This window comes from Flagellimonas marinaquae (assembly GCF_023716465.1).
Lineage (GTDB): Bacteria > Bacteroidota > Bacteroidia > Flavobacteriales > Flavobacteriaceae > Flagellimonas > Flagellimonas alginolytica.
In genome coordinates, this window is sequence record NZ_CP092415.1 from 3688173 (window position 1) to 3711630 (window position 23458).

23 protein-coding genes are annotated in these 23458 nt (G+C 41.2%); 14 read left to right on the forward strand and 9 right to left on the reverse strand.

The annotated features are described in order from the left end of the window. Positions 1–138: 138 nt before the first annotated feature. Positions 139–1323, forward strand: coding sequence for a hypothetical protein (locus MJO53_RS16405; protein ID WP_252079914.1), 1185 nt, complete (start codon positions 139–141; stop codon positions 1321–1323). Between the two features lie 76 nt (positions 1324–1399). Here MJO53_RS16405 and ytxJ read toward each other — a convergent pair whose 3' ends face one another. Further along, on the reverse strand, positions 1400–1789 hold the full coding sequence (gene ytxJ, locus MJO53_RS16410; protein WP_252079915.1) for a bacillithiol system redox-active protein YtxJ: 390 nt from the start codon (positions 1787–1789) through the stop codon (positions 1400–1402). Between the two features lie 143 nt (positions 1790–1932). On the opposite strand from ytxJ, the gene clpB reads away from it, so the two are divergent. Then, the gene (gene clpB / locus MJO53_RS16415) at positions 1933–4533 is read left to right on the forward strand and encodes an ATP-dependent chaperone ClpB (protein ID WP_252079916.1); all 2601 of its coding nucleotides are present in this window, start codon (positions 1933–1935) and stop codon (positions 4531–4533) included. Between the two features lie 121 nt (positions 4534–4654). Continuing rightward, positions 4655–5251 carry a TetR/AcrR family transcriptional regulator gene (locus tag MJO53_RS16420; RefSeq protein ID WP_252079917.1) on the forward strand — a complete coding sequence of 199 codons (597 nt, stop codon included), beginning with the start codon at positions 4655–4657 and terminating at the stop codon, positions 5249–5251. A 121-nt stretch (positions 5252–5372) separates the two neighbouring features. Here the strand turns inward: MJO53_RS16420 and MJO53_RS16425 are convergent, their stop codons facing one another. Then, positions 5373–6791, reverse strand: coding sequence for a PorP/SprF family type IX secretion system membrane protein (locus MJO53_RS16425; RefSeq protein WP_252079918.1), 1419 nt, complete (start codon positions 6789–6791; stop codon positions 5373–5375). A gap of 69 nt (positions 6792–6860) precedes the next feature. On the opposite strand from MJO53_RS16425, the gene MJO53_RS16430 reads away from it, so the two are divergent. Then, complete coding sequence (locus MJO53_RS16430) at positions 6861–7385, forward strand: SixA phosphatase family protein (protein WP_252079919.1); 525 nt, start codon at positions 6861–6863, stop codon at positions 7383–7385. Positions 7386–7426: 41 nt separating this feature from the next. Here MJO53_RS16430 and MJO53_RS16435 read toward each other — a convergent pair whose 3' ends face one another. Beyond that, positions 7427–8176 (reverse strand): DUF6503 family protein, encoded by a 750-nt coding sequence (locus MJO53_RS16435; RefSeq protein WP_252079920.1) that lies wholly within the window; start codon positions 8174–8176, stop codon positions 7427–7429. A gap of 80 nt (positions 8177–8256) precedes the next feature. On the opposite strand from MJO53_RS16435, the gene smpB reads away from it, so the two are divergent. Further along, positions 8257–8718: an SsrA-binding protein SmpB gene (gene smpB, locus MJO53_RS16440; RefSeq protein WP_224836716.1), complete on the forward strand. Its 462-nt coding sequence runs from the start codon at positions 8257–8259 to the stop codon at positions 8716–8718. Here the strand turns inward: smpB and MJO53_RS16445 are convergent. Continuing rightward, entirely contained in the window at positions 8715–9356 is a 642-nt protein-coding gene (locus MJO53_RS16445) for a protein-L-isoaspartate(D-aspartate) O-methyltransferase (protein ID WP_224836715.1), read from the reverse strand. The genes smpB and MJO53_RS16445 overlap by 4 nt on opposite strands. Positions 9357–9471: 115 nt before the next feature. Between MJO53_RS16445 and MJO53_RS16450 the strand changes: the two genes are divergently transcribed. From MJO53_RS16450 to MJO53_RS16490, 9 genes are all read left to right on the forward strand, one after another. Beyond that, the gene (locus MJO53_RS16450; protein ID WP_252081252.1) at positions 9472–10437 is read left to right on the forward strand and encodes a Gfo/Idh/MocA family protein; all 966 of its coding nucleotides are present in this window, start codon (positions 9472–9474) and stop codon (positions 10435–10437) included. Positions 10438–10486: 49 nt separating this feature from the next. Further along, positions 10487–11374: a 3-hydroxybutyryl-CoA dehydrogenase gene (locus MJO53_RS16455; RefSeq protein ID WP_252079921.1), complete on the forward strand. Its 888-nt coding sequence runs from the start codon at positions 10487–10489 to the stop codon at positions 11372–11374. 182 nt (positions 11375–11556) lie between these two features. Then, positions 11557–12792 carry a DUF1015 domain-containing protein gene (locus MJO53_RS16460; protein ID WP_252079922.1) on the forward strand — a complete coding sequence of 412 codons (1236 nt, stop codon included), beginning with the start codon at positions 11557–11559 and terminating at the stop codon, positions 12790–12792. A gap of 6 nt (positions 12793–12798) precedes the next feature. Continuing rightward, positions 12799–13458 (forward strand): YggS family pyridoxal phosphate-dependent enzyme, encoded by a 660-nt coding sequence (locus MJO53_RS16465; protein ID WP_224836712.1) that lies wholly within the window; start codon positions 12799–12801, stop codon positions 13456–13458. Positions 13459–13471: 13 nt separating this feature from the next. Beyond that, positions 13472–14803, forward strand: coding sequence for an exonuclease domain-containing protein (locus tag MJO53_RS16470; protein ID WP_252079923.1), 1332 nt, complete (start codon positions 13472–13474; stop codon positions 14801–14803). Between the two features lie 7 nt (positions 14804–14810). Then, the gene (locus MJO53_RS16475; RefSeq protein ID WP_224836710.1) at positions 14811–15659 is read left to right on the forward strand and encodes an ion transporter; all 849 of its coding nucleotides are present in this window, start codon (positions 14811–14813) and stop codon (positions 15657–15659) included. Then, the gene (gene miaA / locus MJO53_RS16480; protein WP_252079924.1) at positions 15656–16582 is read left to right on the forward strand and encodes a tRNA (adenosine(37)-N6)-dimethylallyltransferase MiaA; all 927 of its coding nucleotides are present in this window, start codon (positions 15656–15658) and stop codon (positions 16580–16582) included. The genes MJO53_RS16475 and miaA overlap by 4 nt, the downstream gene beginning before the upstream one ends. Next, entirely contained in the window at positions 16572–17066 is a 495-nt protein-coding gene (locus tag MJO53_RS16485; RefSeq protein ID WP_224836708.1) for a gluconokinase, read from the forward strand. Before miaA ends, MJO53_RS16485 begins: the two co-directional genes overlap by 11 nt. Before the next feature lie 2 nt (positions 17067–17068). Beyond that, on the forward strand, positions 17069–18403 hold the full coding sequence (locus tag MJO53_RS16490) for a GntP family permease (protein ID WP_252079925.1): 1335 nt from the start codon (positions 17069–17071) through the stop codon (positions 18401–18403). A gap of 46 nt (positions 18404–18449) precedes the next feature. Here the strand turns inward: MJO53_RS16490 and MJO53_RS16495 are convergent, their stop codons facing one another. The 5 genes from MJO53_RS16495 to MJO53_RS16515 form a co-directional block, all read right to left on the reverse strand. Then, entirely contained in the window at positions 18450–19166 is a 717-nt protein-coding gene (locus MJO53_RS16495; protein WP_224836706.1) for a response regulator transcription factor, read from the reverse strand. A 10-nt stretch (positions 19167–19176) separates the two neighbouring features. Continuing rightward, positions 19177–20760 carry a sensor histidine kinase gene (locus MJO53_RS16500; protein ID WP_252079926.1) on the reverse strand — a complete coding sequence of 528 codons (1584 nt, stop codon included), beginning with the start codon at positions 20758–20760 and terminating at the stop codon, positions 19177–19179. A 64-nt stretch (positions 20761–20824) separates the two neighbouring features. Then, positions 20825–21418, reverse strand: coding sequence for a dephospho-CoA kinase (gene coaE, locus MJO53_RS16505; protein ID WP_252079927.1), 594 nt, complete (start codon positions 21416–21418; stop codon positions 20825–20827). After that, on the reverse strand, positions 21415–22224 hold the full coding sequence (locus MJO53_RS16510; RefSeq protein ID WP_252079928.1) for a YbbR-like domain-containing protein: 810 nt from the start codon (positions 22222–22224) through the stop codon (positions 21415–21417). The genes coaE and MJO53_RS16510 overlap by 4 nt, the downstream gene beginning before the upstream one ends. Before the next feature lie 149 nt (positions 22225–22373). Continuing rightward, entirely contained in the window at positions 22374–23381 is a 1008-nt protein-coding gene (locus MJO53_RS16515) for a glycosyltransferase (RefSeq protein ID WP_252079929.1), read from the reverse strand. Between the last annotated feature and the right edge of the window lie 77 nt (positions 23382–23458).

Sequence of the window (23458 nt, forward strand, 5' to 3'; positions counted from 1 at the left end):
TCCCAAAAAGTAATAAAAACCCTGTTTTTAAGCCTTTTGGTCCAAGATATACTACCCTTCGACCTTTTTCGTTTATAAATTGGGGAATTTTGGCACAGCTATTGAATTCCCCCTAATCAAACCAATAAAGTTGAACCTATGAAAAAAATTTTACTCTTAACCGCAATAATTGTTTTTAGCGCTTGCAGCGGCGTAAAGAAAACACAGGAGGCCCTCAATACGGGCAACTACATTACAGCAATGAACAAGGCCATAAAGAACCTGGCCGAGAACAAGACCAAAAAAGGACATCAACAGTACATTGTTTTATTGGAAGAGGCCTTTGCTAAAAATGCCGCGAGGGAGCAACAAGAAATTTCATTTCTTCAGAATGATGGCAATCCCGCGAATTTGGAAAACATCTACAATAAATATTTACAGTTAAAACAAATCCAACAGCGTATAAGACCTTTACTACCTTTGTATATTTCAGATGAAGGAAGAAACGCCGAGTTCAATTTTGTAAACTACGATAACAATATCTTAAATACCAAGGACGAACTTTCCGAGCATTTATACCAAAATGCCCTGAACCTACTATCCACGGCCAAGTATAAATCGGATTACAGAAATGCCTATGATGATTTAAAATATTTGCAGGAAATTAACCCGGGCTACCGGGAAACGGTAGCAAAAATGGATGAAGCCTACAATAAAGGTTTGGAATTCGTAAGGGTGGACATTGCAAATCAGACACAACAGATCATCCCGGAGCGATTGGAGTCGGAGCTTTTGGATTTTAATGCCTTTGGCATTGATAACTTCTGGTTGCAATACCACACCAACCCCTTGAAAAATGTAAAATATGATTATGCCATGAACTTGGATTTTATGGAGATCAACGTGTCTCCGGAGCGTATTAACGAAACCCAAGTGATAAAAGAGAGACAAATCAAAGACGGTTGGCAATACCTCTTGGACAACGATGGCAATGTGGTAAAGGATAGTTTGGGAAACAAAATAAAAGTAGATAAAATGCGAACGGTTACTTGTAAATTGTTCCAGTTTACCCAGACCAAAAGTGCTCAAATTGGCGCAAAAGTGAGTTTTACAGATTTACGGAGCGGACAGGAAATCAACTCCTACCCCCTATCGAGCGAATTTATTTTTGAACATATCTTCGCCAATTATCAAGGAGACAAAAGAGCCTTGGAAGACGACCTTTTGTTGTACCTGAACGCTAGGGAAGTTCCCTTTCCGTCGAACGAGCAAATGGTCTACGATGCAGGCGAAGATCTAAAAGCACGCCTAAAGAACATTGTATCCAAGTACCAGTTCAATTAAAAAATGGTTACGTATCGAGCATGGTCGAGATGTATTAACGTTCTTGGCCACGCTCGAGTCGAAACCTATTCAAAACCTACAGGTACTGTTTCAAATCTACATCCGAAATAGCTCCGTGGGATGTATGGAAAACCACTTCGCCATTCTTGATTACTAGCAATTGTGGCGACTCATGCCGTACTTTGAACTGGTCCTCTATCGCGTTCGATACATCCCGATTGCGCTGAATCGTTAAAAAATGAATATCGACCTCCAAATCCATATCATATCCTTCGGTAAACATGCCCAATACCATTCTGCTGATACCGCATGTACTGGAATGCTTATAAACAATTTGGGGTCTCTCTTTTGATTTCTCCTTAATCGTCTCCAATTGCTCCAATGACTCCAATGGAACCCAGGGCAATTCCTTCTTTTCCGTATTGGTTTTCTCCTTTTTTCCGAAAACACTGTCAAATAATCCCATATTACAAATTTACAGGATAAGTCGGCGGGGAACAAAAAGCTTACAACTGACTAAATGTCTTATTTTTATTGAGTTTTACAGACATTTTGACGGTATCTTCTTCGTGGTAAGGTTGTTGACTTAATTTAAAAAAAACAACAACTATGAACTTTAATAATTTTACCATAAAATCACAAGAAGCCATTCAAAGGGCTCAACAGTTGGCCCAAGAATTTGGGCATCAACAAATCGAAAACGAGCATTTGTTCAAGGCTATTGCCGAAGTCGATGAAAACGTATTGCCTTTCATACTAAAAAAATTGAACGTCAATACCAACCTCATCAACCAAATATTGGACAAAGAACTGCAGAGTTTTGCCAAGGTCTCGGGAGGGGAAACAATGCTATCCAGAGAAGCAGGTAAAACGGTGAACGAGGCCAGCATCATTGCAAAAAACATGGGCGATGAATATGTTTCGGTCGAGCATTTGCTATTGGCCATTTTTAAATCCAAAAGTAAAATTGCCCAGATCTTAAAAGATCAGGGTGCTACGGAGAAAGATTTTAAAACTGCCATTCAAGAACTGCGAAAAGGTGGAAAGGTTACCTCGCAAAGTGCCGAGGACACCTATAATTCCTTGGATAAATATGCAAACAACCTTAACCAAATGGCCGATAGCGGCAAATTGGACCCCGTAATCGGGAGGGACGAAGAAATTCGAAGGGTACTGCAAATTTTGTCCCGTAGAACAAAAAACAATCCCATGCTCGTTGGTGAGCCCGGGGTAGGTAAAACCGCGATCGCGGAGGGTCTGGCGCACCGAATTATTCAAGGAGACGTACCGGAAAACCTAAAGGACAAAGTAATCTATTCGCTCGATATGGGTGCCCTCATTGCAGGGGCAAAATACAAGGGCGAGTTCGAGGAGCGCCTTAAGGCCGTAATCAAGGAAGTTACCTCCTCCGATGGCAATATTGTACTATTTATAGATGAAATTCACACACTGGTAGGTGCAGGTGGCGGACAGGGTGCAATGGACGCTGCAAATATTCTAAAACCTGCGTTGGCACGTGGTGAACTCAGAGCCATAGGAGCCACAACTTTGGATGAATATCAAAAATATTTTGAAAAGGACAAAGCCCTGGAGCGCAGGTTCCAAAAGGTAATCGTGGACGAACCCGATACCGAAAGTGCCATTTCCATACTTAGAGGTATAAAGGAAAAGTACGAAGCCCACCACAAGGTCCGAATTAAGGATGATGCCGTGATCGGCGCCGTGGAACTATCTCAACGCTACATTACCAATCGTTTTTTGCCGGACAAGGCAATCGACCTTATGGACGAGGCCGCTTCCAAACTTCGAATGGAAATTAATTCCAAACCCGAAGAACTGGACGTTTTGGACCGAAAGATCATGCAACTGGAAATTGAGGTCGAAGCCATTAAACGAGAAAACGATACGACCAAACTAAAGTCGTTGAATTTGGAACTGGCCAACCTTAAGGAAGACCGTAACGAAATTTTTGCCAAATGGGAGAGTGAAAAAACCGTGGTGGACAATATCCAAAAAACCAAAGAGGATATCGAACACTATAAAGTAGAGGCCGAACGTGCCGAACGCAACGGCGATTACGGTAAGGTAGCAGAATTGCGGTATGGCAAGATCAAAGAAGCCCAGGAAAAATTGGACAAGTTACAAGAAGAGCTTGCAACGCAGCAAACCGCTGGTACTCTGATCAAAGAAGAAGTAACCTATGAGGATATTGCGGAAGTAGTTGCCAAATGGACAGGTATCCCGGTCAACAAGATGATGCAGAGCGAAAGGGAGAAACTTTTAAAATTGGAAGATGTACTCCACAAGCGCGTAGTGGGCCAAGATGAGGCAATAATTGCCGTCTCCGATGCCATCCGAAGAAGTAGAGCCGGATTGCAAGATGCCAAAAAACCTATAGGCTCTTTTCTATTTCTAGGTACAACAGGGGTAGGTAAAACCGAGTTGGCAAAAACCCTGGCCTCATACTTGTTCGATGATGAAAATGCAATTACACGGATCGATATGAGCGAGTACCAAGAACGCCATTCCGTTAGCAGGTTGGTCGGGGCCCCTCCGGGGTATGTAGGATATGATGAAGGTGGACAATTAACGGAAGCCGTGCGGCGGAAGCCTTATTCGGTAATCCTGTTGGACGAGATAGAAAAAGCGCACCCAGATACGTTCAACATCCTTTTGCAAGTGCTGGACGAGGGAAGACTGACCGACAACAAAGGTCGAGTGGCAGATTTTAAAAACTCCATTATTATAATGACCAGTAACATGGGCAGCCACATTATCCAAGAGAAGTTCGAAGATGCCGTGGATGTGGAAAGTGCTTCCGATGCAGCTCGAGTAGAGGTGCTGGGATTACTAAGGAAAACCATTAGGCCAGAGTTTTTGAACCGAATAGACGACATTATCATGTTTACCCCGTTGAGCAAATCGGATATCAAGGACATTGTAGGGCTTCAATTGGAAAACTTAAAGAAAATGTTGTCCAAGCAAAATATTACGTTGGATGCCACACAAGAAGCCATCGCTTATTTGGCAGAGAAAGGTTACGACCCCCAATACGGCGCCAGACCGGTCAAAAGATTGATTCAAAAAGAAGTATTGAACAGCTTGTCCAAAGAACTGCTTTCGGGCAAAATTAGTTCGGACAGTATTGTTCTACTGGATTCTTTTGACGACCAATTGGTGTTCAGAAATCAGAACGAATTGGTGGAATAACATTAAATCGCCCTTAAAACGAGCCCTTACTTTGTTAAAGTAGGGGCTTTTGTTTTGGAAAATACCAGACAGTATCTGATTTTTTATATCTTAGTTTCCACCAATACCAACCTTTACTAAAATGACCAAGAAAGCCGAAAGGACCACAGCGTACATTATTGAAACCGTGGCTCCCATTTTCAACAAACATGGCTACGTGGGCACCAGTATGAGTGATCTTACAGAGGCCACCGGCCTGACCAAAGGTGCTATTTATGGTAATTTTGAAAACAAAGAGGCCCTGGCCCTTTCTTCTTTCGAGTACAATAGAAATTTGTTGTTGTCGGCCATAGACCATAAACTGGAGTTTGGAACGGCTGCTTTGGATAAACTGTACTCCTTACTGGGTTTTTACAAACAATATGACGTATTTACACTGCCCATGGGTGGATGCCCACTGCTAAATGTTGGTGTTGATGCACAAGGAAACAACAAGCTCTTGGCCGCTGCCGTAAAAGAAACCATAAAGGAGGTCGAGGGCAAAATCGCACTCGTACTAGAAAACGGTGCCAAACAAAACGAAATCAGACTTGCGGTCCCTCCTCTGCAGTTTGCCAAGCAATTATTCACCATGATCCAAGGCGCCATTGCAATGAGTACGATGACACAGGATCGCAAATATTTGATGAACACCATCACCTATTTGGAATATTTGATAAAACAAGAGCTTAGAAAATAAGACGAATCCTTTGGTTGCTTTCAAAATGGTTCGGACAGGAAAGAATGCATTGCGACCAGCCCCCCTTTTCGCCACTATCGATGACTTACAACTTGAGGCAAACATGGATAGTTGAATAGAATTAATTCCCTCTCACCCTAAAAATCCATGTTTTGTACACGTATTTACCATAAAATTTACTGTCCCTTGCTTTTCTGGCCTCTTCCATGGTGTTATACCTTTCCAAGTATACATAATTATATCTATTGGATTTTCTGTAGAAAGATTTGGGCTCTAGTCCCATCTCACGGACCGTTTCCATAAAACTCTCGAAATATTTCTTTGTGCCGTACACATTGGCGATCAGATAAAAACCGGCTTGCAGACCGTCTTCGCTTTCAACTTCCTCATATCGTTCATTGGGTTTTACTTCCACTGTTTGATTCTGTAAACGTGAAATACTATCTTTTTTACGTTGAAGCTCCAATTGCCCGTTCTTTCGTTGGATTTCGGACAACGAATCTTTCTCTCGCTCCATCTCTCTTCTAGCTTGGAGTTCCCTTTGTTCCTTTTCTTTGCGTTGTCGCTCGATTTCTTCTTCGAGCTGCCTTGATTTTTCTTTGTCATCTTCAGGGTCTTGATGCTTTTCCCTGGATTTTGTTTTTCCAAAGTGATAAGACGCTACAATTTCTATGGTAGTATCTTCATCGGTCAATAGATCGTCTGTTCCAAATTCCATAAGCCCACCTACGGAAAAAGTATTGGCTATAGTAACACCCAGCCCTCCGGATGCACCATAAAAACTATTATACCCGCCCTGCACCCAAAACTTGGATGTGGACAAAAGCCCATTAATGCCATATTGGGTATCGCCCTCTGGCACAGATTTTACATACACCACAGGCCGAACAAAACTGTCCCCAAAAGCATCTGATATCGTTACTGGAAAGTCGTTGGCCAATGTTCCGGTAACCACCTGAAAACTATCCATATTCTCGCCATTCCCGGATACACTAAAACCCACAGCATTTTCAAATGCCACACCAACACTAAAACGATTGACCATTAGTCGAAGAGCTGGTGAAAATTGGACCCTAAACCCCTCAAGATCTTCCAATTCCTCAGGTGTCAGTTCGTCTTCCAGCCCAAACCGCTCATCTGCCACGGTTTGCCTAAAAGCAAATGTATTTAGTCCGGCCATTAGGTCGACCCCATCATCGAGCTGAAAAGTTTGCGCAAAATTCAAATTGCCTCCCGTGTATAAAAATAAGCCCGTATTATGTTGCAAAAAACCACCTGCGACAACGGCCATCGGATTTAATTGATGGGTATAATTTACAAAGATAGATGTTGGGTCTCCGTCGATACCCTGCCATTGCCAACGCGTCCAAATGGATAGTGAGTTCGGCCTGTTCCAATCCAGGGAATAGGTAGGGTTCCACAAACTGGCATTGAACTGAGTGAGCGTATGTTGCCTAAAATCCGACGGCAAAACAAGTTCTTGCCCCCTACTAAACCAGAAATTTACCAGTACCAAAATACAAACCACTAATTTTCGCATACAAGAAAATAAAAATTAAACGTTACTTTTAAACGTACAAATAAAAACTAGGGAACTTTGAATAGAACTATGCGAACCATCAAACCGCTAATTGCTCTTGCAATTATACTCGTTGGAAGTATCGGATGCAAAAAAGATACAAAAATTGTGGAAGACCCTGTTATCTCCACCTTTTATTTTATTCGTCATGCAGAAAAGGACAGGACCGATCCGGACAACCCGGACCCGGAGCTAAATCAAGATGGTCTCGACAGAGCTATTCGCTGGGCAGAAGTTTTCGACCCTATTTCTTTGGACAAAGTGTATTCCACCAATTACGAGCGCACATCCATGACCGCTGCGCCGACCTCTATCAAAAAAGATATCGATATTGAGTACTACGATCCACAAACTTTGGATATTGAGGAGTTTAAGCTTCTTAATGAAGGTAAGAACATATTAGTGGTAGGCCACAGCAATACCACCCCCATGCTGGTAAATAAAATTTTAGGCTTGGAAAAATACGATCAAATGGACGACTCGGACAACAGCAGTCTTTTTATTGTTCGTTTTATCGATGGTGTCCCAACCGACATTCGACTAAAAATGGATTAACCAATTCTATTCCAAAAAAATTGTATTGACCAAAGATAGCTTTATTCCGATTCGTCCGTAACGGTAATATTTTTAGTTTCTATTTTGGATATTAGTTCCAGCCCGTCCGTATGGAACAACTGGCCAATTTCCAATATATCGCTTCCTTCTTGTTTGGGTTTATAGTTTTCATAATCCACAAAACGGATACCGCCAATATAACGCTCGTTATATGCCTTTCTAAATCGCTGTCCACCACCGTTTACATGGAAGCTATAGGCCAAGTAATCAGGTTTAAATGATTCTGTATTAAACCAATACACATAAGTATCTTCGAAATCGACCCCTCCTCCTTGTTGGTCGAATGTTACCTTGATCTTGTAGTATTCTTTATTTTTAATGGTCTCCTTGCCCAATAGCTCTTTGTTTACTGCGGCATCGTTCAACCCCAATGGCAACCGCACAAAATAGTGGACAGAGTTAATGGAGTTGGTGTAAAGTTGAGCCATGGAATCCTTGACTTTTACCAAGGAGTCGTTCATGTATCGCTCAAAATTATCCATGGTCATAATATCTTTTACGATAACCGAGTCCAAATCCCTTGTACGCGTATAAACCCGATTACCGTCAATATTTTCCGATCTATATTTTAAATCCCTAAAATCGAAGGTCACTTCATGGGTTTCGAACAGTTTACCCCCGCTATCTTCAATGGATTTATTTACAATATCTTGGGCGGTCAGTTCTTTTTTAGGTTCTTGTTTGCAACCAATAACAATAACTAAGAGGAGCAGGGATAAAATTCTTTTCATAGATGAGTTTTGATACTTATTCGTAAAATCTAACGTAACATTACAAAAATCTTGCTAAAGAGTTTATATTTTTGTCCCCAATGCAGAAAAATATCAACATAAAAAACAGAAGAGCCCGGTTCGATTACGAAATCCTGGATACCTACACAGCAGGTATAGTTTTGGGCGGTACCGAAATTAAATCCCTTCGATTGGGCAAAGCCTCTATTTCGCAAAGTTTTTGTGAGTTTAATCCCAAGGGCGAGCTGTTTGTGATCAATATGCAGATCGATGAGTATAGCCATGGTGGGCATTACAACCATAGACCAAAAGCAGAACGTAAATTATTGCTCAACAAAAGGGAGTTGAAAAAACTTCAAAAAGAGGTCGCCACAACCGGATTGACCATTGTTCCCTTAAATGTTTTTATAAATGATCGAGGTCTCGCCAAAATGAATATTGGACTTGCCAAGGGGAAAAAACTGTACGATAAGCGGGAAACCATAAAGGATCGTGACAATAAGCGCAATCTCTCCCGGATCAAAAAGAGTTTCAACAATTAATTTTTGTCTTCCAACAGCGGAACAAACCGAAACGACCCAAATTCCTTTTTCTCGAATTCCTTTTCAGACTTACGCACAAATAGTGTCATGATCTGCTCGTCAACACCCACCGGGATTACCAGCCTACCACCTATTTTTAGTTGGGACAATAATGGTTTGGGCACTTCTGGGGCGCCAGCAGTAACAATAATACCATCAAAAGGAGCTTCTTGCGGCAATCCTTTATATCCATCCCCAAAAATCATCTTCTTGGGGCGATAGTGCATTTTATTAAAAAACAATCGGGTGGATTTAAACAGTTCCGATTGTCTTTCAATGGTGTACACTTTAGCCCTTAAATACAATAAAACAGCAGTTTGATACCCGCTCCCGGTACCTATCTCCAAAATCTTGGCATTGGGTTCAACCTGCAACAATTCCGTCTGGAAAGCTACGGTATACGGTTGGGAAATCGTTTGATCCGCACCAATGGGAAATGCCTTGTCCTGATACGCATGATCTTCAAAACTGCTATCTAAAAACAAGTGCCTTGGAATAGTCTTTATGGCCTCTAAAACTTTTTGATCGGTAATTCCCTTGGCCGCTACAACTTCTGCCAAGTTCTTGCGCATTCCCCTATGTTTGAGCGTATCCTTCATGGTCTGTGGTCTGGAGGCACGAATTTAAAAAGTTCCCTAAAAATATCCCTCTACTTCCGATCAAAAATTTATGGAAACTGACATCATATCCTTATTTTTGACGAAAACAGGAAATATGCTAAAAGTTGGTGTCCTTGGAGCAGGACATTTAGGGAAAATACACCTGAGGCTCCTAAACCAATCGGACAAATACGAACTGGTCGGGTTTTATGACCCCGATGAGATCAACGCCAAGAAAGTCGCAGCGGAATTTGGATATAATTATTTTGAGAACATCAATAAATTGATCGATGCCGTTGATGTTGTAGATATTGTAACCCCTACCCTTTCACATTTTGATTGTGCCAAAAAGGCCATTGAAAAAGGCAAGCACATATTTATTGAAAAACCTATCACCAACACACTTGAAGAAGCCGAAGAATTGCTCGAACTTACCAAACAGCATGGCGTAAAAGGGCAAGTGGGACATGTGGAGCGATTTAACCCTGCTTTTTTGGCCGTAAAGGACAAGATCGACAATCCCATGTTCATAGAAACGCACCGTTTGGCAGAATTTAACCCCAGGGGAACCGATGTTCCCGTGGTCTTGGATTTAATGATCCATGATATTGACGCTATTTTAAGCGTTGTTCCATCCGAAGTCGAAAAAATAAACGCAAGTGGCGTTTCGGTGATCAGTCAATCCCCAGACATAGCAAACGCCCGAATCCAATTTAAGAACGGCTGTGTCGCCAATCTAACATCGAGTCGGATTTCCTTAAAAAATATGCGTAAATCCAGGTTCTTTCAGCGCGATGCCTACATATCCGTCGACTTTTTAGAGAAAAAGGTAGAGGTTGTAAAAATGAAGGACGCACCAGAAAACCCTGGTGATTTTGATATGATTCTCCAGAATGCCGAGGGCGATAAAAAGCAGATCTATTTTGAAAACCCCGAAATAGACGCCAACAATGCCATTTTGGACGAATTGGAAACCTTTGCCAATGCCATCAACAACGATACTACACCGATCGTGAGCTTGGAGCAAGGTGCCAATGCCCTTAGAGTGGCCCTTCAAATAATCGAATCCTTTAAAAATTAACTCAGTGTTGTTCTCCGTTCCGAGAACAAAGCCATACAAACTAAATACAATGAAAAAAATAGCTGTAATCGGTGCCGGAACCATGGGTAATGGAATTGCCCATGTATTCGCACAAAACGGATATCATGTAAATCTTGTGGACATTTCCCAAGTATCTTTGGACAAAGGAATGGCCACAATAACCAAAAATTTGGACCGTATGATCGCCAAGGAAGTGATAGACGAAGCCAAAAAAGAGGGTACATTGGCCAATATAACCACTTACACCAATGTAAAGGACGGTGTAAACGATACCGATCTTGTGGTAGAGGCAGCTACGGAAAATTTGGACATCAAACTAAAGATCTTCAAGGATTTGGATGAAATATGCAAGCCCGAAACCATTTTGGCAACCAACACCTCTTCCATTTCCATAACACAAATAGGAGCGGCCACCAAACGCCCGGAAAAAGTAATCGGAATGCATTTTATGAATCCTGTGCCAATTATGAAATTGGTAGAGATCATAAGGGGCTACAGTACCTCAAACGACGTTACCCAAACCATTATGGAGCTATCCAAGAAATTGGGCAAAATCCCGACCGAGGTAAACGATTATCCTGGATTTGTGGCCAACAGGATCTTAATGCCCATGATCAACGAATCTATCGAAACCTTGTACAACGGTGTCGCCGGCGTTAGAGAAATAGATACGGTAATGAAATTGGGAATGGCTCACCCCATGGGCCCATTGCAACTTGCCGACTTTATTGGATTGGATGTATGTCTTTCCATCCTAAATGTGATGTACGATGGTTTCAAAAACCCAAAATATGCCCCATGCCCTCTACTTGTGAATATGGTGATGGCCGGTAAATTAGGGGTAAAATCAGGTGAAGGCTTTTACGATTATTCCGAGTCCAGAAAAGCCGAAAACGTTTCCGCACAATTTAAATAGGATTAAAAAGAATTTGATCGTTATTCCAACAGAACAAAGCGACGAGGAATCTCATAACTTTAAATCACTACCGAGATTTCTCACTACATTCGAAATGACAAAGAAGACCAAGTATTTTGAAATTAAGTAGCGATAATTAATAATTAGAGGGAAGCACCTCTTTTAACTATATAAGGAATTTCATGGCCATAGTTAAGCCTTTTAAGGCCATTCGCCCCACAAAGGACAAAGCTTTTTTTGTTGCATCGCGCTCCTACGAGGAATATTCAAAAGAAGAGCTCAAGGCTGTACTGAAGTACAACCCGTTCTCGTTTTTACATATCATCAATCCAGGATTCAAGTTCGATAAAAACATTAAGGGTAAGGAGCGTTTTGGACTTGTACATAATCGGTATTTGGAGTTTTTGGAAGAAAACATCTTTTTGAAAGACGAAGAGCCCAGTTTTTATCTCTATCAAATAGAAAAGGATGATTTTAAGAGTTTAGGCTTCTTTTGTGCATGTAGCGTGGATGATTACAGGAGCAACGTCATCAAAAAACATGAGGACACCATACAAGACCGGGAAGAACTTTTTGCAGATTACCTGCACACCGTAGGTTTTAATGCAGAACCGGTTTTAATGACTTACGAGGACAGTGATTTGGTAGATGAAATATTCCAACGAAAAATACAGCGCGAGCCCGAATATGATTTTACCACTACGGACAAAGTAAACCACAAGCTTTGGAAAATTTCATACCCCGAGGGCATAAAAAAACTGGAAAGTGCTTTTGGAGACCTAAACTCGCTCTACATAGCGGACGGACACCACCGTAGCGCCTCTTCCAGTTTGTTGGCCGATATTAAAAAGACCGAAAACCCCAACCATACCGGAGAGGAAGCCTACAATTATTTTATGGCTTATCTGATTCCTGAGTCCCAGATGAAAATTTTTGAGTTCAATCGAATGGTGAAGGATTTGAACGGATTTTCCAAGAAAGAATTCCTTATCCAGTTGGACGAACATTTCCGTATCGAGAAAAGAATGGACGGACTGAGAAAACCCTCCAAAAAACATGAGTTCAGCATGTATTTGGCCGGAGAGTTTTATACCCTTCATTTTAGAAAAACCAATCACGTTTTTCCCGATGCTTTGAGTAAATTGGACACTCAAATTTTGTACAAAACTGTTTTGGAACCCATTTTGGGGATTACAGACCTACGAAACGACGACCGGATTTGTTACGGTTATGGCAAAAACAACCTGATCCAAATGAAAGATATGGTGGATTCGGGAGCTTTTGCCGTTGGTTTTAGCCTTGTTCCCACAACCATAGAAGAAATTAAGGCCATTGCCGATGCAGGTTTGGTAATGCCCCCAAAAAGCACGTATATTGAGCCTAAGCTCCGCAGCGGGCTGGCGATTTATGAATTATAGAAAACTATGTCCATAAAAGATAATCTCGATAAAATAAAATCCGAACTCCCTTTAGGGGTTACCTTGGTTGCCGTTTCCAAAACCAAGCCCAATAAAGATATTATGCAAGCCTATGATGCCGGACAACGGGTGTTTGGAGAAAATAAAGTACAGGAGATGGTCCAAAAATGGCAAGATTTGCCCAAGGACATCGAATGGCACATGATAGGCCACCTACAACGCAATAAGGTAAAATACATGGCCGAGTTTGTCTCCTTGATCCATGGGGTGGACAGCCCTCGGTTACTCAAGGAAATCAACAAACAGGCAAAAAAGCATGACCGTGTAATACCTTGCTTACTACAAATACATATTGCCGAAGAGGACACTAAATTTGGTCTTGATAAGAACGAACTCGATCAACTCATCAATTCCGAGGAATTTAAGACCATGGAAAACATCAAAATTGTTGGTTTGATGGGCATGGCAACTTTTACGGATGACAAAAAACAAGTTAGTAAGGAATTTGCCCTACTTAAGTCTTTGTTTGATGATCTTAAAACAGAATTGCCCGACATCGGCATTCTTTCCATGGGAATGAGCGGTGATTACCAATTAGCCATAAAGGAAGGCAGTAACATGGTGCGGATCGGAAGCAGTATATTTGGGGCTAGAAACTATTCATAACCAGTAATTTTCCATGTACGCGATACTCGACATTGAAAGCACCGGAGGAAAATATAACGAGGAGGGCATTACAGAGATTGCCATCCATAGGTTCAATGGGCACGAGGTAGTCGATAAATTTATCTGCTTGATCAACCCAGAGAGGGAAATACAGCCATTTGTGGCCAAACTTACCGGTATCAACAATAAAATGTTGCGGTCGGCGCCAAAATTTCATGAAGTGGCCAAGCGTATCGTTGAAATTACCGAAGGAGCTGTTCTAGTGGCACATAATGCCCAGTTCGACTATCGCATCCTTAGAACGGAATTTAGGCGATTGGGCTATGATTTTCAACGCAAGACACTTTGTACCGTGGACCTTTCCAAACAACTCATTCCCGAAGCAGAATCGCACAGTCTGGGTAAATTGGCACGATCACTGGGTATTCCCATGAGCGATAGGCACCGTGCCAATGGCGACGCCCTTGCTACTTTGAAGCTTTTTAAATTGTTGCTGAACAAGGACTCGGAAAAAAAGATCATTACCGAAGTCATACGCGAAGAAACCCACGGAGAACTATCCCCCAATCAATTGGACATGGTTTTTAACCTCCCATCCGATACCGGTGTATACTATATGCACAACAAGGATGGCGAAATCATCTATTTAGGAAAAACAAAAAACATTAAAAAGCGTGTGAACCAGCATTTTACCAATGTTGGGAAATTAGCTCGCAAACTGCAAAAAGAAACCAAAAAGGTTACCTACGAAACTACGGGCAGTGAACTTATTGCCATTCTAAAAGCATATTTAGAGCAAACGAGAACCAAACCACGGTACAATCATGTTTCCAGAAAGAAACTGTTTACCCACACCATAGACTTTAATCGGAACGGAACGGACCACATAATTCTGGACGTGGAAAAAAGCAAGGCTTTGGAATACAAAAAAATGGCATTCAACGGAACGCAAGCTGCAAAAAGCTTTTTAAAAAAAGTTGCTGAAGAGTTTGACCTGTGCCCCGCGTCTCTCGGATGGGAAACCAATAACCAAGAAAAGGAAAATCGATCCAATCCAGATTGTTGCAACAAAAAAGTATTGTCCGTTTTTGAAAAGTACAGTATTCAAGATAAAAACATTGCATTAACAGATCGTGGGCGCGAGACCGGGGAACGAAGCTTTGTTTTGGTTAAAAATGGTAAGCTTCAAGGATTTGGGTACGTTGAACTCAATCATCAGATCAATAATATTCATATCTTAGAATCGATTATGACTCCGTTGCGTAGCGATGAAAACACTACTTTTATAGTGGAAACCTACTTAAGAAAAAACCATCGACTAAAAACCATACCGTTAACCACCTGACCTTCTTATGGACAATAAACCACTTCCCAAATGGCAAAATACCCTTCATGAAATAATTTATGAAGCGGATACCCCTGCGGGCAAGTTTTTTGACCTGATGCTCTTTGTATTGATCATTATCAGTGTAATTCTGGTAATGCTGGAAAGTGTTCAGGAAATCGATCAGAAGTACCACAAGAGCCTTCTTGCAATGGAATGGATTGTGACCATCTTTTTTTCCATCGAATATATTGCAAGGATCATCAGTATAAAAAAACCATGGAAATACATCTTTAGTTTTTATGGCATCATAGATTTTTTATCGACCATTCCCTTGTACCTTTCCTATATTTTGGCCGGCTCACAAGTACTTTTGGCGGTAAGGGCTTTTCGCTTGCTAAGGATTTTCAGGATATTAAAGCTCGTCAAGTTCATTGGGGAAGCCTCACAGCTAAAAAAAGCACTAAAAGCCAGTAGAACTAAAATCGCAGTATTTATTTATGTGGTCTTGATCCTTTCGGTGATCCTGGGTACTATGATGTACATTGTTGAAGGAAACGAAGCTGGTTTCACGAGTATCCCAAGGAGTATCTATTGGACCGTTGTTACCCTGACCACCGTAGGCTATGGCGACATTACGCCTGTAACCAGTTTAGGACAGTTTTTGGCCACGGTTATTATGATCTTGGGGTATGGTATTATTGCGGTGCCCACTGGAATTGTGACCGCAGAAATTGCCAAGAGCGGTAAAGATGACAAAAAGGATATTGATAAAGAACCCATGGTCCACGTAAATACACAAGCTTGTCCATGCTGTGGTATTGGGGGGCACAGAGACGATGCATCGCATTGTTATAACTGCGGACATGGTTTATGAGCACTAAGATCCTACTTGCTATAGTTGGCCCAACTGCAATCGGCAAAACAGCGTTGGGCATTACACTGGCCAAATATTTCGATACGGAGATCATATCGGCAGATTCCCGTCAGTTTTTTAAGGAAATGAATATCGGAACTGCAGTGCCCTCCCTGGAGGAGCTACAAGAAGCCAACCATCATTGTATTCAGCATAAAAGCATTTTTGAACCCTATTCCGTAGGCGATTTTGAAAAAGATGCCATTGCATTGCTCACACACCTATTTAAGGAAAACAATATTGCCGTAATGGTTGGTGGCAGCGGACTGTATGTGGATGCCGTGGTCAACGGACTGGATGAATTTCCCCATGTTGACCCGGAAATTAGACTGGCACTGAACCAAACTTTGGAAAAGGAAGGCTTAAAAAGCCTTCAGACCGAACTTAAAAAGAGAGACCCGGAATACGCCCAAAAAGTGGATATGGAAAATCCGCATAGATTGATCCGTGCCCTTGAGGTTTGCAGAACTTCCAATCAACCTTATTCTTCTTTTCTAAACCGACCCAAAGCCAAAAGACCCTTTAAAACACTCTATATTGGAATTGATGCCCCCAGGGAAATCATTTACCAAAGAATAAATAAGCGCGTAGATCTAATGATGGAGGCCGGATTATTGAACGAAGCCAGAAAACTACACGAGCATAAAAGACTTAATGCACTGCAAACTGTTGGTTACAAGGAACTTTTTGAATATCTTGACGATAATTGCACTTTGGAATTTGCCGTATCTGAAATCAAGAAAAATACCCGAAGATTTGCAAAACGGCAGCTAACATGGCTGCGAAAAAATAATTCTATTTTGTGGGTCCCTTTTGATGGTAAGCCGGAAAAAGTGATACAAATGGTTACAGACCAATTAAAAACCGACCTTTATGCCTCATAATAAAACCGTGCTCGTAGTTATGGGAGTCAGTGGCTCCGGTAAATCCAAAATCGGCAAACTGCTTTCAAAAAAACTCAACTTGCCTTTTTATGATGGCGATGACTTTCACCCCGAAGCCAATATCGAAAAAATGAGCTCCGGCACCCCATTGAACGATAACGATCGAAAAGAATGGCTTATCGAACTCAATAAATTGGCGTTGAAAAACAAAAAAGTCGGTGCAATAATAGCATGTTCGGCACTTAAAAAAAACTACAGGAGCATCTTACGAGCAGGAATGGGAAATTGTATGGCGTTTGTTTATTTGAACGGCACTTTTGAATTAATTCGGTCCAGATTGGAAACCAGAAAAGACCATTTTATGCCCATGGACCTGCTAAAATCACAGTTCGATACATTGGAACCTCCTTCCAACGAAATTTCGGTTTCCATTGACAAGTCTCCCGACGGTATTGTCAAGGACATACTCAAACAACTTAACTAACCATGGAAATTAATCTACTGTTGGCCGTTCTTATTGGAATAGCCATTCTATTATTCCTGATTTTGAAACTCCGCATTCACGCGTTCGTTGCTTTATTGATCGGTAGTATTACCGTTGGCCTTATTGCCGGGCTGGATCCCGGCCAGATCACCGGAACGGTACAGAAAGGGATGGGCGGGACCTTGGGTTTTGTGGCAACGGTGGTAGGTTTGGGCGCTATTTTTGGTGGAATTTTGGAAGCATCGGGCGGTGCAAAGGCCATTGCCGATTTTATGGTTGCCAAGTTTGGATTAAAAAAAGCTCCTTCAGCTATGGTAATTTCAGGTTTTCTGATTGCTATTCCCGTTTTTTTCGATGTAGCTTTTATCATATTGGTCCCCATGATCTATGCCCTACAGCGTAGGACCGGTAAATCACTTCTCCTATATGCCATACCCCTGTTGGCAGGTTTGGCTATTACTCACGCTTTTATCCCCCCAACACCAGGACCAATAGCAGTGGCCGACATTATTGGAGTAGATCTGGGCTGGGTAATATTGATGGGCTTTGCCGCAGGAATTCCAACAGCATTGATCGCCGGGCTATGGTTCGGAAAACACATTTCGAAAAAGATATTTGTTGCAGCACCGGAAGAAATTGAAGAAGAAAACCACCCTAAACTCCCCCCAATTACTCAAGTATTACTAATTATAGGGCTGCCCATCGTTTTGATTTTGTTGAATACAATGGCTTCTGCGGGAACTTTTGGAACTTTAAATACCAATTTATTGAATATTATCGCATTGGTCGGCCATCCATTTTCTGCATTGATCATTGCGAACTTATTGGCCTGGTACTTTTTTGGGCTAAAAAAAGGATTTACCAAAGACCAACTATTAAAGATATCCACCAAATCCTTGGCCCCAGCAGGAACCATAATCCTTTTGACGGGTGCAGGAGGCGTTTTTAAACAAGTGTTGACAGATACAGGGGCAGGCGAACTTTTAGCCTCCTCTTTAAGTAATGCAGGAATTCCTGTTTTGGCCTTTGCCTTTATTAGTGCTGCTATAGTCCGTATTGTTCAGGGTTCGTCCACAGTTGCCATGATTACCGCGGCAGGTTTGGTTTCCCCCTTATTGGTCAATAGCAGTTTAAACTCTATTGAACTTGCCTGTTTGGTTATTGCAATTGCATCCGGCGCCAGTATATTTTCGCATGTCAACGATAGTGGTTTCTGGCTGGTCGGTCAGTATTTGGGCATAACGGAAAAGCAGACCTTCCGTTCTTGGACCATAATGACCACTATATTGGCTTTTGTTGGGGTACTGACCGTTTCTATAATTTATGCCTTTGCATAAAAAAAGCCACCATAAAAGGTGGCTTTTTTTGGTCTGAAAACCTTTTTTATTGCTCGTTTTCGGCTTTTACCACAAGTCTAAAACCTTCGCCGTGAATATTCAAAATCTCGACCAAATCGTCTTTCTTAAGGTATTTTCTCAACTTGGCGATATAAACATCCATACTCCTGGATGTAAAGTAGTTGTCATCTCTCCAAATCTTTGTTAGTGCCAATTCTCGTGGCATTAGATCATTCTCATGAAGCGCCAACAAACGTAAAAGTTCATTTTCTTTTGGTGATAGTTTAATGGGCTCCTCTTCTTTATATTTTAGAAAACGTAGTTTGGAGTTTAAATGGAAGTTTCCAATTTCGAACTCGAACTGTTTGCTGTCGGCCAAGGAACTAGAGGCTTTTCTTTGCAGAATCGCCTTCAACTTCATAAGCAATACTTCAGAATCGAAAGGCTTGTTCAAATAATCGTCCGCACCTGCTTTATATCCTTTCAATACATCTTCTTTCATGGTCTTGGCCGTTAAAAAGATAATCGGAACATTTTCGTTCTTTTCACGGATTTCCCGTGCTAGGGTAAATCCGTCTTTATAAGGCATCATTACGTCCAAAATACAAACATCAAAATTGTCCTTTTTGAATTTTTCGAAACCTTCCATTCCGTTTTTGGCCAGAACAACATCAAAGTCGTTCATGTTCAAATAATCTTTTAGCACAATTCCAAAATTTGGATCGTCCTCCACTAATAGTATCTTCTTTTTCTCTGTATCCATAGTTCGCTTTTTAAATTAAAGGGAGTTTTATAAAGAAAGTGCTTCCTTTTCCTTTTTCACTTTCGGCATAAACCTCGCCTTGATGATCGTCTATTATTCGTTTTACGTAGGCCAATCCCAATCCGTGACCTTTAACGTTATGTATATCGCCGGTATGTTCCCGGTAAAATTTTTCAAATACTTTTTTGAGTACTGCCTTGCTCATTCCCGAGCCTTGATCTTGTACTTTTATTATTATGCTGTTCTTTGCCACTTCGGTAAACACATCAATCTTTGGTGTTTCCGGTGAATATTTTACGGCATTGTCCAAAATATTGACCACCACATTGGTCAAGTGCATATCGTTGGCCAATACCTCCGACCTTTCTGCATCGAGATGGGCATTTACATACCCCCCTCTATCCTGAACAATCAACTCGATATGGGCGATGGCATCGGTTATAATATCGTGCATGTTTACCCTATCTTTACTTATGTCCAATTGGTTTTTCTCCAACTTGGATATTCTCAGCACATTTTCTACTTGCGCATGCATGCGCTTGTTCTCATCACGAATCATGCCCAAATATCGCAACACCTTTTCCTTATCCTCAATGGATTTTGGGTTCCTAATGGCCTCCACCGCTAAATTTATGGTGGCAATGGGCGTTTTAAACTCGTGTGTCATGTTGTTGATAAAATCGGATTTGATCTCCGAAATCCGTTTTTGTTTGATCAACTGGTAAATGGCACTGGAATACGCCAATAAAATTACCAACGTGAACACAAAGGACAATACGGCCATTCCCATCACCGAACTGAATATGTATTTCTTCATACTCGGGAAGGTTAACAGCAATGAGAAATTGGAAACTCCCCCACTATCCTTGAAAATTGGGGCTTTGTACATTTTAGAGCCAGAGAACTTAAACTTTCTGGATCTTATTTTAGTAGGATAGCCTTGACTGTAAACACCATATTCGTAATCGATATCAATATTCCTATTGCTCAATTCTTGACCAAGGAGAAGTTCCAGTTCTTGATTGGAAACCCGTTTGTGTATGGGTTGTGTTTTGGAATACTCCATAAACACATCTTCCCATGCAGCCAACTCGATTTTGTCTAGCTTACCGATATTGGTTACTTTCTCAATTGGAGTTAAACTATAGCTTTTACCATCAATACCAAATTCTTCCTTAAAAACACTTTTGGTTCTTCGGCTGGTAAAGTTTTTAAATGTAGTGGAATCGTTTCCACCCAATCCATTATCAAAGAACGCCGAGGTTATTGTGTAATCTTCTTCCAGGATACCATGTGAGTAGAAAAGGATTTCGTCCGAATTAAGGTCCCTTTCTACAAACATAAAATTTTTGTAATGGGCACTTTTTGGCTCACCAACACTATCTGCAAGAGAAGCCAAACGGTCCGAGTACTCCTTCATCTCCCGTTTCTCCACCCTACTCGCTACTTTATCCAGTATGTCCGTAACTGTTCTTGAGAATTGTTCTTCCTTGTCGTTTATGGATGTTCGAATCCAATATACCTGCACAAAAATTATCCCTAAAAGGGATAAGCTCATAAGAACAACCAGAAGAACGAATAGCTTCTTGTTCATTGGGGTAAAATTAAAAATTTAACATTTAGTAATTTGAGCGTTTAACCAAAACTTAACATAAATGTTAAAATTTAATGGCCATTGCTAAAAGTTTGAGGTGTAGTTCTTTAACCTTTTCCTTGGTTTTCTCCAAGTCCAGGTTCTCTATTGAATAATGGGCCATTCTTTGCTTTTTTTCATCGTTCAGCTGATTTTCCATTCGGTCCAAAACCGCTTGCTTGCCCACATTGTCCCTATCGATGACCCTTTGAATTCGATTTTCGACCGGAGCGGTCACCAAAATGGTACGATCATATTTTTCTTGCGCCCCATTCTCAAAAATCAATGCAGTCTCTTGGATTACATAGGGACTTTCTTGCGTTTTGGCCCATTCCAAAAAGTGGGTTCTAACTGCCGGATGCACAATATTGTTCAATTTTTGAAGTAGTTCCGGACTTTTAAACACCTTACCGGCAATATATTGTCTGTTTAAACCGCCATTAGCATAGGCATTGTTACCCAACAACTGCTCAATTTTGAATCTTACTTCTTTGGAGTCCACCATCAACTTTTTGGCTTCTTTATCCGAATCGTACACGGGCACTCCAAGCTCCTTGAACATTTTGGCCACTGTGCTCTTACCGCTGCCTATACCCCCTGTAAGTCCAACTATCATCATTGTTGTTCCAAAACAAAGTTTACACTGTTATCTTCCAATTTAATGTCATATACTTTTAAAGGACTCTGTACCACATCCAGAAACAAGGTGCTACTGCCGGAACCTGCCAGTTGTTCGTAATCGGCCACAACTTCGAAGTCAGATGCGGCGATTTCCTTCAATCTATCTATAGTGGCCTTACAAAGTATGGTGACGGTATTCGGGAAGGTTTTAATCTGATAGCCTTCCGGCACGTTAACGACACTGATCGGAACCTCGAATATTTTTTCAGAAAACTTGGACACCTTGCCACTCATTGTAGCGGTGGAGATCGAAAAAATACTATTATCTAGACCTTTTGGAAAAGTCAAGGATACAGTTCTCGAAAAATCCGCGCTTACATCACTAAGCTGAACAATAGCGGTTTTTATGGTTTGAATAGTATCGATTTCATTTTTAGGCCCCTTGACCACCACAGAATCGGGAGACATTGAGATTTTACCGTCCAAAATATAATTCTGTTTAAGCTTAAGGTCCAATTTAGGCTGTATTGGTATTTTTCTGGAATTCACTTGGTACAGATCTACTTCCAACGGGTCCCTGTCCAATTCCAACAGAGAAATATTTTGGGACAATTGCTGATCCATTTGCTTTTTGAGGGCATCTTCGCCTATAACATAACCGCCATTGCTATAAATTACTTGGGACAGGTCCACATCAATTCGTCGTTTAAAAATTTTATAGTATAAAAACTGGAATCCACTGGTCCGTAGTTTTGCTTCTATTTGATTTTCGGCATTCTTACCCAACAATAATGAATCTGGCAAATTGCGATAATTTAATGTAAAAATTGTCCGGGACTCATAGGTTTCGGAAAGATTACTGATAAACCATGCCAAAAATGAGCATAACAAGAAAAGTGAAAACACCTTCACTTTCTTTTTATTGAGGCCATGCAATACCCTTTTGAACACTTTTACTTTTTCTTGAAAAACAATTTTGGAAACAGTTCCTCTGGCTCCTTACTACTAAAGTTAAGCAACATTGTGGACTTGAAAAAACCAATTCCATATCCGGTAAACTGAATTAAAGCAGCAAATATGGCCAAAAATGACACAATTAGGTTTTTACTTTTGATCAATGCATCCAAAAACAGGATCGAAAAATAGAATACATAGAGCAATAATGGCAACCAAAGTCCAAAGATTGAAAGAATGATCGCAACACTCAGTCCCAGTATGAACAAAGTAGGGAACCAATAGGTCGGTTTCGCCGTTCCGGGGTGCCATTTGTTCAAAATGGGGCGTACACTGCCAAATTTATTCACCTGAATATAAAATTTGTTCCAATCGATACGCCTCTTGTGGTAGACGTAGGCATCTGGAAACAACCTTGTATCGAAACCTGCTTTCCAAATTCGAAAAGTAAGGTCAGGGTCTTCTCCGGGATGAATCCTGCCAAACCCTCCGGCCTTTTCGAAAGCCTCTCGGGAAATGCCCATGTTAAAGCTACGGGGCTGAAATTTGCCTACTGCTTTTTTCCCCCCACGAATCCCTCCTGTGGTCAAAAAAGAGGTCATTACATAGTTGATGGCCTTCTGAATTGTAGTAAAAGAAGTGTCGGCGGCATCAGGACCGCCAAAACAATGGACAAACTCTTTTTTAAGTTCTTTATCGACCTCGGACAAATATTGTTTGGGGAGAATACAATCCGAATCCAAAACTATAAAGTAATTCCCTTTTGCGCGTTCCATTCCGTAGTTTCTGGAGTCGCCAGGCCCGGAATTTTCTTTGAAATAGTAGGAAATCTGAAGGTTTTCCCGAAAAGAGTTTACAATTTGCTCAGAACTATCGGCAGATCCGTCCTCCACAATAACCACTTCAAAATCCTCGGCATAATTCTGCGATTGCAAGCTTTCCAATAGCTCACGAACCTCTTCGGGCCTATTGTAAACCGGAATTATTATGGAAAAAAATGTGTTCATCAAAAAGCGAGGTTCTGTGGCGAAACATCAGTACGAGCGTAATCCAAAATTTCATTGCCTGGTTTGACAAATATTTG

Coding starts and splice junctions, on each gene's coding strand:
- miaA (WP_252079924.1), top strand. CDS start 15,656: ATGAGCACTAAGATCCTACTTGCTATAGTTGGCCCAACTGCAATCGGC.
- MJO53_RS16465 (WP_224836712.1), top strand. CDS start 12,799: ATGTCCATAAAAGATAATCTCGATAAAATAAAATCCGAACTCCCTTTA.
- MJO53_RS16405 (WP_252079914.1), top strand. CDS start 139: ATGAAAAAAATTTTACTCTTAACCGCAATAATTGTTTTTAGCGCTTGC.
- ytxJ (WP_252079915.1), bottom strand. CDS start 1,789: ATGGGATTATTTGACAGTGTTTTCGGAAAAAAGGAGAAAACCAATACG.
- MJO53_RS16420 (WP_252079917.1), top strand. CDS start 4,655: ATGACCAAGAAAGCCGAAAGGACCACAGCGTACATTATTGAAACCGTG.
- MJO53_RS16475 (WP_224836710.1), top strand. CDS start 14,811: ATGGACAATAAACCACTTCCCAAATGGCAAAATACCCTTCATGAAATA.
- smpB (WP_224836716.1), top strand. CDS start 8,257: ATGCAGAAAAATATCAACATAAAAAACAGAAGAGCCCGGTTCGATTAC.
- MJO53_RS16470 (WP_252079923.1), top strand. CDS start 13,472: ATGTACGCGATACTCGACATTGAAAGCACCGGAGGAAAATATAACGAG.
- coaE (WP_252079927.1), bottom strand. CDS start 21,418: ATGATGATAGTTGGACTTACAGGGGGTATAGGCAGCGGTAAGAGCACA.
- MJO53_RS16435 (WP_252079920.1), bottom strand. CDS start 8,176: ATGAAAAGAATTTTATCCCTGCTCCTCTTAGTTATTGTTATTGGTTGC.
- MJO53_RS16425 (WP_252079918.1), bottom strand. CDS start 6,791: ATGCGAAAATTAGTGGTTTGTATTTTGGTACTGGTAAATTTCTGGTTT.
- clpB (WP_252079916.1), top strand. CDS start 1,933: ATGAACTTTAATAATTTTACCATAAAATCACAAGAAGCCATTCAAAGG.
- MJO53_RS16460 (WP_252079922.1), top strand. CDS start 11,557: ATGGCCATAGTTAAGCCTTTTAAGGCCATTCGCCCCACAAAGGACAAA.
- MJO53_RS16495 (WP_224836706.1), bottom strand. CDS start 19,166: ATGGATACAGAGAAAAAGAAGATACTATTAGTGGAGGACGATCCAAAT.
- MJO53_RS16430 (WP_252079919.1), top strand. CDS start 6,861: ATGCGAACCATCAAACCGCTAATTGCTCTTGCAATTATACTCGTTGGA.
- MJO53_RS16490 (WP_252079925.1), top strand. CDS start 17,069: ATGGAAATTAATCTACTGTTGGCCGTTCTTATTGGAATAGCCATTCTA.
- MJO53_RS16450 (WP_252081252.1), top strand. CDS start 9,472: ATGCTAAAAGTTGGTGTCCTTGGAGCAGGACATTTAGGGAAAATACAC.
- MJO53_RS16445 (WP_224836715.1), bottom strand. CDS start 9,356: ATGAAGGATACGCTCAAACATAGGGGAATGCGCAAGAACTTGGCAGAA.
- MJO53_RS16455 (WP_252079921.1), top strand. CDS start 10,487: ATGAAAAAAATAGCTGTAATCGGTGCCGGAACCATGGGTAATGGAATT.
- MJO53_RS16515 (WP_252079929.1), bottom strand. CDS start 23,381: ATGAACACATTTTTTTCCATAATAATTCCGGTTTACAATAGGCCCGAA.
- MJO53_RS16485 (WP_224836708.1), top strand. CDS start 16,572: ATGCCTCATAATAAAACCGTGCTCGTAGTTATGGGAGTCAGTGGCTCC.
- MJO53_RS16500 (WP_252079926.1), bottom strand. CDS start 20,760: ATGAACAAGAAGCTATTCGTTCTTCTGGTTGTTCTTATGAGCTTATCC.